We start from the raw sequence: 8382 nt of genomic DNA on the forward strand, positions 1-8382 counted from the left end.
CGGGAGGAGGCGCTGGCACTGGCCACGCCGCACTCGGCGCTGCTCGCCCCGGCGGCCGACGCGCCGGACCCGGCGGCGGACGACTCGCTCGCGCTGCTGTTCCTCTGCTGCCACCCGGCGCTGTCCGTGCCGAGCCGGATCGCGCTGACCCTGCGCGCCGTCGGCGGCCTGACGACCGCGCAGATCGCGGCCGCGTTCCTGGTGCCGGAGGCGACGATGGCACAGCGGATCAGCCGCGCGAAGCAGACGCTGAAGGCGGCGGCCGGGGCGGACGGCGGACGGTTGGCGCTGCCGGAGGGGGAGAGCGGCGCCGCGCGGCTGGGCGAGGTGCGGCACGTGCTGTACCTGGTGTTCAACGAGGGCTACACGGTGAGCGGCGGCGAGGAGCTGACCGCGCCGCGGCTGTCCGTCGAGGCGATCCGACTGACCCGGCTGCTGCTGCGGCTCGCCCCCGGGGACGCCGAGACGGCGGGGCTGCTCGCGCTGATGCTGCTCACCGACGCCCGCCGGCCGGCCCGCACCGGGGCGCACGGCGGGCTGGTGCCGCTGGAGGAGCAGGACCGCGGCCGCTGGGACCGGGAACTGATGGACGAGGGGCTGGAGTTGATCGCCTCGGTGCTGCCGCGCGGGCAGGCCGGACCGTACCAGGTGCAGGCCGCGATCGCCGCGGTGCACGGGGAGGCGGCGACGGCACGGGAGACCGACTGGCCGCAGGTCCTGGTGCTGTACGACCTGCTGCTGCGCCTCGACCCGAACCCGATGGTCGCGCTCAACCGGGCGGTCGCGGTCGCGATGGTGTACGGGCCGGCGGCCGGGCTCGGGCTCGTCGCGGAGCTGGCCGCGGACAAGCGCCTGGCCCGCCACCACCGGCTGCTCGCCGTCCGGGCCCACCTGCTCGACCGGCTCGGCACGGACCCGGCGGGCGCCGCCCACGCGTACCGGGAAGCGGCGGCCCGTACGGCCAGTGCGCCGGAGCGCCGTCACCTGGTGGCCCGGGCGCAGCGGGTGGAGCGGGCGGTGGGCGGAGGGGCGACCTGGTAGGTGGCGGGGTCGAGAGCGGGTTCAGACGGTGTCCAGGAGGCTTCCCCGTCCGGTGGGAGGGGCCCATCATGGGCTCCCGGTCCCGGCAGAACCGCCCCGACACCGTTCCAGGGCCGCCCTCAGGAGGCAGAAGAGATGACGATCCCACCCCCCGTTCGGATCCAGGCCGCCGTCGTCCGTGCCGCGTACGCCCTGCCCGAGGGTCTGCGGCGGGCCATCGCGGGCAAGCCGGTGGTCCGCGACGGGCAGACGCTCGCGCTGGACGCGCAGTTGATACTCAAGCTCCAGCGGCTGTCCAAGGCGGCCCTGGTGATGCCGGGCGGGGTCGGGCCGTCGCGGGCCGCGATGGAGTACGCGCGGCACCTGGTGGGCGGGCCGGAGAACCGTGCGGTGGCCGCGCGGAGCGTCGGCATCCCGCAGGAGCACGGCGAGCTGCCCGCGACGCTGTACGCCCCGGACGGGCTGGCGGAGGGCTCCGGCCTGCTGGTCTACCTGCACGGCGGTGGCTGGGTGGTCGGCAGCCGGGCCAGCCACGACCACGTCGCCCGCTTCCTCGCTTGGCGGGCGCGGGTGCGGGTGCTGTCGGTGGAGTACCGGCTGGCGCCCGAGCACGTGTTCCCGGCGGCGGCCGAGGACGCGTTGGCCGCGTTCGACTACGCCTTCGCGAAGGCGGCGGACCTGGGCGCGGCTCCGGAACGGATCGCGGTCGGCGGGGACAGCGCCGGCGGCAACCTGGCCGCCGTCGCCGCCCGGGAGGCGGTCCGGCGGGGCGGCCCCGCTCCGGTGTTCCAGCTGCTGCTGTACCCGGCGACCGACGCCTCGACCCGGCGCCCCTCGCGCGGGCTGTTCGCCGACGGGTTCTTCCTGACCAGCGCGGACATGGACTGGTGCGCCGACCGGTACGCGCCCGCGCCCACCGACCGCACCGACCCGCGGCTGTCGCCGCTGCTCGCCGAGGACCTGACCGGCCTGCCGCCCGCGTACATCGGCACCGCGGGCTTCGACCCGCTGCGCGACGAGGGCGAGGCGTACGCGCGGGCGCTGGAGGAGGCGGGTGTCGCGGTGCGGCTGAGCCGACAGCCGGACCTCATCCACGGGTACGCCAACTACATCGGCATCGGCCGCCGTTTCCGGGAGGCGACGGCCGAGGCGGCGGAGGCGCTGCGGCAGGCGATCGGCGGGTGACGAACGGGGCGGGAGTGGAGGGGCGGGACCCTGCGGACGGGTCCCGCCCTTCGCCGTGTCGCGGGGCGGACAGGGGCGCGGGCCCTACCGCCGCGCGCCGGATCGCTGCTGCGCAGGGGGTTCTCGGCGACCGGCTCTTATTGTACTGTCCGTCTAATAAGCGGGTGAGCGGGAACCCGCAGGGGCAGGCACCTGGAGGCAGCCATGGCTCTCACCCGGCAGACGGAGCACGGTCACACCAAGGCTGACGACGACGTCTCGAAGCGGCTGCTGGAGTCGGCCGCCACCCTCTCCTTCGACCCCTCGACCGAGATCGACTGGGACGCCCCCCTCCCGGAGGACCACTACGGTCTCAACCCGGAGTGGAGCACCCTCTACGGCACCCGGCTCTGGGACGAGATGACCGAGCGGCAGCGGGTCACGCTCACCCGGCACGAGGTCTGCTCGATCATGAACACCGGCATCTGGTTCGAGATGATCCTCCAGCAGATGGTGCTGCGCGACCAGTACCTCAAGAACCCCGCCAACGCCGAGTTCCAGTTCGCGCTCACCGAGATCGCCGACGAGTGCCGCCACTCGATCATGTTCGCCCGCGCCTGTCAGAAGATGGGCGTTCCCGCCTACCGGCCGAACACGGTGATCGCCCAGGCCGGGCGCGCGTTCAAGGCGCTCGCCAAGGGCGAACTCGCCTACGGCGGAATCCTGGTGGCCGAAGAGGTGCTCGACGTCATGCAGCGCGACTGGATGCGCGGCGAGAACGTGCTGGAGATCGTCCGCGGCACCTCCCGGATCCACGTGGTCGAGGAGTCCCGGCACATGAAGTTCGCCCGGCAGGAGGTCCGCGAGCGGATGCGCCACGCGAGCCCGGCCCGCCGGCGCGCCTCGGCCACCGGCATCGCCGTCGGCGCGTACGTCATCGTCACCAGCATGGTGCACCCGGGCGTGTACAGGGCCGCCGGGCTCGACGTGCAGCGGGCGCTCGCCGAGGTGCGGGCCAACGAGCACCGCAAGGCGATGATGCGCACCAGCTCCCGGCACCTGATGGCCTTCCTCGCCGAGACCGGGCTGCTCACCAGCCGCTCGGCGGCCGTCTACCGCCGGGTGCACATGCTCTGACGGACCGGCAGGAGAGGTTCCGGCGGACCGCCGGGACCCGTCCGTCTCCCATCCCCCCACGCGCAGCGAGGACCCCACCCCGGCCATGGCCTACGCGATCACCCAGACCTGCTGCAACGACGCCTCGTGCGTGTCCGTCTGCCCGGTCAACTGCATCCACCCGACCCCGGACGAGCCGGAGTTCGGCACCACCGACATGCTGTACATCGACCCGCGGGCGTGCATCGACTGCGGCGCCTGCGCGGACGCCTGCCCGGTGGACGCGGTGTTCCCGGTCGACCGGCTGCGCGGGCCGGACACCGTGTTCGGCGACCTCAACCGCGACTGGTTCCGCGACCACCCCAACGACCACGCCTGGGGCGCACCCAGCTTCCCGCGCAGCCTGCCGGGGGAGCTCGGCGCGCTGCGGATCGCCGTCGTCGGCACCGGCCCCTCCGCCGGGTACACGGCGCAGGAACTGCTGCGCAGCACCAGCGCCGAGATCACCATGATCGACCGGCTGCCGGTCACCGGAGGCCTGCTGCGGCACGGCGTCGCGCCCGACCACCAGTCCACCAAGCGGATCGCGGAGAGCTTCGCGAGCGTCTTCCACGACCCGCGGCTGCGGATGCACCTCAACGTGGAGATCGGCACGGACGTCACCCACCAGGAGCTCGCCGCGCACCACCACGCGGTGGTGTACGCGGTCGGGGCGGCCGCCGACCGCCGGCTCGGCATCCCCGGCGAGGACCTGCCGGGCAGTCTGCCCGCGACCGCCTTCGTCGGCTGGTACAACGCCGAACCGACCGTACCGGCCGACGCGGTGGAGCTGTCGGCGGAGCGCGTCGTGGTGGTCGGCAACGGCAACGTCGCGGTGGACATCGCCCGCATCCTGCTCACCGACCCCGACCGGCTCGCCGCCACCGACATCGCCGACCACGCCCTGGCCGCGCTGCGCCGCAGCCGGGTCCGGGAGGTCGTGCTGCTCGCCCGGCGCGGGCCCGGGCAGGCGGCGTGGACCAGGGCGGAGTTCCTGGCGCTGCGGCAGCTGCCGGGCGTCGAGGTGGTGGTGGAGGACCACCCGGAGGTGCGGGCGGCGATCGAGGCGGCGGTTTCCCGCACGCAGTCGCAGGCGGGCCCGGGGACGCAGGCCGGGCCGGAGTCGCGGGCGGCACTGCTTGCGGGGCTGCCGCTGGTGCCGTACGACGGGGCCGCGGAGCCCGGACCGGGGCGGCGGATCGTGCTGCGGTTCCTGTCGGCGCCGGTCGAGCTGTCCGGGGACGGGCGGGTCGAGGCGCTGACCGTCGAGCGGACCACCCTGGCGGCGGACGGCCGGGTCGAGGGCACCGGGGCGGAGGACGTGCTGCGGGCCGGCCTGGTGGTGCGCTCCATCGGGCACCGGGGCGTGCCGCTGCCCGGGCTGCCGTTCGACGAGCGGGCCGGGACGGTCGCGCACCGGGACGGGCGGGTCGTCGACCCGGCGACCGGCCGGCCGCTGCCGGGCACGTACGTGGTGGGCTGGGCCAAGCGGGGGCCGTCCGGCGGGATCGGTGCCAACCGGGCCTGCGCGCGGGAGACCGTGGACGCGCTGCTGGACGACGCGGCCGCCCGTACGCTGCCCGTCCCGGGGCCGGGGCGCAAGGACTTCGAACGGCTGGTGCGCCGTCGGCGGCCGGACGTGGTCGGGCTGCGGGAGCTGCGGGCGGTGGACCGGGCGGAACGCGAGCGGGGCGAGGCCGAGGGGCGGCCCCGGGTGAAGCTCGCCACCGTGCCGGAGCTGCTGGCGGCGGGGCGGCGGCGGTAGCGGGGGAGGGTAGAACGTGCGCAGGAAGTCGGGTGGGCCGACTTCCTGCGCACCCGGCCGCTCCCCGTACGGGGTTGACCTGCGGCGTGCCGGTTGACGGGGCCGTGTCCCGGTGCGCGTGGGGTGCGTTGGGTGGGCGTGAGTGGTTTTGGGAGGCTGCCGGTACCGGAACGACGACAGCCGGGTGAGGAAACGATCCTGCATGGCATCCCGAGCGGGGCGGAGCAGCCTTCGGCGCCCGGTCCACCCGGGGTGGCGCCCGGCCCGCCCGTGGCGGACCCCGGTCCACCCGGGGCGGTGCCCGGTCCACCCGGGACGGCGCCCGGTCCGGACGCGCCCATCTACGCCGAGCTGGCCCGGCGCTGGCAGGCCGAGGGGCGCTCCGTCCCCGGGCTGCCCGATCCGGTCTGGGAGTCGCTGGCCGCACCGACCGGGGCTCGACCGGCGGCGTCCGGCTCGGGCCGGAGCCCGGCATGGGGCTCGGAGTGGAACCCGGGGGCGGGCTCGGAGCGGAACCCGGGGTAGAACTGCCGCGCCCAGCGGCGGAACAGACGGTCAGCCGACGTCGCGGGCGGTGGTGCCCAGGGCCTCCAGGTTCCAGGTGAGGATCCGCCGGGGGTGCACCCGGATGACGTCCCGGCTGAACCGGTCGGGCGCCACCGGCGGGACGTCGACGGTGCGGACCTCGGCCCGGCCGCGGATCTCCACCCCACGGCCCCAGCCGCCCGCGACCGGATCGTCAGCGGGGGCCAGGTCGTCGATCAGGACGGAGACCTCGGGACGGTCCCGGGCGTTGCGGTACTTGCGGCTGCGGGCGTTGTCCGGTCCGCCGATGTCGATGGTGCCGTCCTCGTTGAGCCGGAAGCCCACCGGCCGGACCTGCGGGGAGCCGTCCGGGCCGATGGTGGCCAGGCGGGCCAGCGGCCGGCCGGCGAGGTACGCGCGCTCGCGCTCGGTGAAGAACATGCGGCCACGCTAGGACCTCAAGCTCCCTTCAGGTCAAGGACGTTCGACGGTGTGCCCGCGCTCCCGCCAGGAGCGCCTCAGCTCCGCCCAGCGTTGCGTCTGCTCCGGTGTCAGGGTGCCGCGGAGTTCGGCGAGCTTGAGGAGCTGGGCCTCGGCGTCGGCGCCCAGGGGCTGGGCCTCGGCGCGGTAGTGGTCGGTGAGCAGGGCGTCGAGTTCGGGGCGGATGAGGGCGGGGTCGAGGCGCTGGGCGAGCTTGGCCATGTTGCGGTAGGAGCCCTGGAGCAGGAAGGGGGGCTCGGTGCGGGTGAGGTCGTCCTGGGCGGCGGAGGCCAGGTAGGCGCGGTTGACGGCCAGGACGGTGGAGCGGAGGTGGAGCAGGCCGGCCAGGACGGCGGTCATCCGCTCGACCTCGGCGGCGGGCCAGGCGCCGGCCAGGGTGCCGCCGGGCAGGCCGCCGGCGCGGGCGAGCAGGGTGTCGAGGTCGGCGCGCTCGGCGGTGGCGAGCGGGGCCAGGTGGCGGCTGGCGGGCAGGGCGTTCTCGACGAAGCTGAGCGCGAAGAGGTCCTCGCGCCCGGCGACGGCGTCGCCGAGGTTCCACACGTCGGCGCGGTTGGCGAGCATGTCGGGCAGCCGGAAGAGGCGGCCGGACTCGGTGTACGGGTTGGCGGCCATCACGACGGCGAAGCGCTTGCCGCGCAGGTCCCACTCGCGGGCCTCGCCGTCCCAGACGCCGTCGATCCGGCGCTGGGCGTCGCACAGCGGGATGAAGCGCTGGAGGAACTCGGGCGAGGTGTGCTGGACGTCGTCCACGTAGAGCAGCACGTTGTCGCCCGCGTGCAGGGCGAAGTTGAGCTTCTCGACCTCGCGCCGGGAGGTGGCGTCGGGGGCCTCGGCCGGGTCCAGCGAGGTGACCCGGTGGCCGAGCGCGGGGCCGCTGACGGAGACCAGCAGCAGGCCGAGCCGTTCGGCGAGGTACTCGACCAGGGTGGTCTTGCCGTAGCCGGGCGGGGAGACCAGCAGCAGCAGGCCGCTGCGGTCGACCGGCCCGCCGGGCTCGGCCGTGCCGAGCTGCTTGGCGAGGTTGTCACCGACCAGCGGCAGGTACACCTGGTCGATCAGCCGGTTGCGGACGAAGCCGTTGAGCGGGGCGGGCCGGTACTGGTCGAGCCGCAGCCGGGCGTGCTCGGCGGCCAGCAGTTCGCCGCGCAGCCGCTGGTAGGCCCGGTGGCCGGGCACCTCGACCCGCTCGAACTCCCGGACCCGGGCGAGCAGGTCGTCCAGCCGCAGGTCGAGTGCGCCGCCCGCGAGCCGCGGGTGGTCACCGAGCAGCCCGGTGATCCGGGTGGCCACCGCCCCCTCGGCGGGCCGTCGCGGCAGGGACGGGCAGAGCAGCACGGCGGCGGCCTCGGCGAGGTCGGCCGGGTCGGCGTCGGCGGCACCCGACTCCAGCCAGGCGGTGGCGAGTTCGCGCCGCACGGGCAGGATCGACGACTCCTCGGGCAGGGCGGCCAGCGCCTCGGTGAGGCCGGCCGACTCGGGTGCGGCACGGAACTTGTCGAGCAGTGCGGCGGCGCCCGCCGAGTGGGCGAAGCTGGGCGCGGCGGCGGTCAGTTCGGCCACCAGGTAAGGGCCGGCGGGCTCCGCTCCCGGCGTGAAGTCCGCGACGGCGACGCTGAGTTCGGCGGCCAGCGCGTCCAGTGCGGCCTGCGCCGGGGCGCCTCCGAAGGCGTCCCGGGCCAGGCCCAGCGAGCGGGCCCGGGTGTGCCAGAGCAGCCGCTGCCGTTCGTCGGCGCCGTGCGCCCAGTACAGCTGAGCGGCCGCCCGGGCGCCCGCCGGATGGCGCAACAGCCCGGCCTCGGCTCCGAGTTCGAGCAGCGCGCGGAGCAGCAGCGCCGCGTCGTGGTCGTGCACGCCGCGCTGGTAGCCCTCGTCCGGTCGCTGCTCGGCGGCGCGCCGGACGTACTCCAGCAGGTCGCCGTCCGCGGACAGCGACCCGGCCTCGGCGGCCGGCAGCAGACTGGCCGCGAGGTACTCGGCGCGGTACAGCTGCGGGGTCTCCGAGGGCAGCGGGCGGTCCCAGTACCGCTCGGTGGCGGCGAAGGCCGGGTCGGTGACGGGGGAGCGGTAGTCGGTGCCGGTGAGGGTGAAGGCGGGGCGGCCGCGCCAGGGCACCAGGGCGAGTTCGGGGCGCTGGGTGGTGACGGCGAACAGGTGCCGGCCCAGCCGCAGGGTGCCGGGGCCGTCCCCGGCGAGTTCGGCGCGGTCGCGCAGCGCCCGGTGGGCGCGGCCGC

6 protein-coding genes are annotated in these 8382 nt (G+C 75.6%); 4 read left to right on the forward strand and 2 right to left on the reverse strand.

Annotated features, from left to right (window positions below; genetic code table 11):
- The 4 genes from KS423_RS31230 to KS423_RS31245 form a co-directional block, all read left to right on the forward strand.
- The coding region (locus KS423_RS31230; protein WP_224283129.1) for an RNA polymerase sigma factor at nt 1-1041 on the forward strand (1041 nt) is incomplete at its 5' end.
- 135 nt (nt 1042-1176) lie between these two features.
- Nucleotides 1177-2226, forward strand: a complete 1050-nt coding sequence (locus KS423_RS31235) for an alpha/beta hydrolase (RefSeq protein WP_224283130.1) — start codon at nt 1177-1179, stop codon at nt 2224-2226.
- A 204-nt stretch (nt 2227-2430) separates the two neighbouring features.
- A complete protein-coding gene (locus tag KS423_RS31240; RefSeq protein WP_224283131.1) occupies nt 2431-3342 on the forward strand; it encodes a diiron oxygenase in 912 nt (303 codons plus the stop codon).
- Nucleotides 3343-3427: 85 nt separating this feature from the next.
- The gene (locus KS423_RS31245) at nt 3428-5125 is read left to right on the forward strand and encodes an FAD-dependent oxidoreductase (RefSeq protein WP_224283132.1); all 1698 of its coding nucleotides are present in this window, start codon (nt 3428-3430) and stop codon (nt 5123-5125) included.
- 555 nt (nt 5126-5680) lie between these two features.
- On the opposite strand, the gene KS423_RS31250 is transcribed toward KS423_RS31245, so the two are convergent.
- Together KS423_RS31250 and KS423_RS31255 are read right to left on the reverse strand one after the other, a co-directional pair.
- Entirely contained in the window at nt 5681-6091 is a 411-nt protein-coding gene (locus tag KS423_RS31250; protein ID WP_224283133.1) for a PPOX class F420-dependent oxidoreductase, read from the reverse strand.
- 33 nt (nt 6092-6124) lie between these two features.
- A partial coding sequence (locus KS423_RS31255; protein ID WP_224283134.1) for an AAA family ATPase occupies nt 6125-8382 on the reverse strand: 2258 nt, incomplete at its 5' end.

The sequence above is a fragment of the Streptomyces sp. LS1784 genome (assembly GCF_020103755.1).
Lineage (GTDB): Bacteria > Actinomycetota > Actinomycetes > Streptomycetales > Streptomycetaceae > Kitasatospora.

Excerpts from the sequence above, each read along its gene's own strand:
- KS423_RS31250 (WP_224283133.1), bottom strand. The coding sequence starts at position 6,091 with ATGTTCTTCACCGAGCGCGAGCGCGCGTACCTCGCCGGCCGGCCGCTG.
- KS423_RS31235 (WP_224283130.1), top strand. The coding sequence starts at position 1,177 with ATGACGATCCCACCCCCCGTTCGGATCCAGGCCGCCGTCGTCCGTGCC.
- KS423_RS31240 (WP_224283131.1), top strand. The coding sequence starts at position 2,431 with ATGGCTCTCACCCGGCAGACGGAGCACGGTCACACCAAGGCTGACGAC.
- KS423_RS31245 (WP_224283132.1), top strand. The coding sequence starts at position 3,428 with ATGGCCTACGCGATCACCCAGACCTGCTGCAACGACGCCTCGTGCGTG.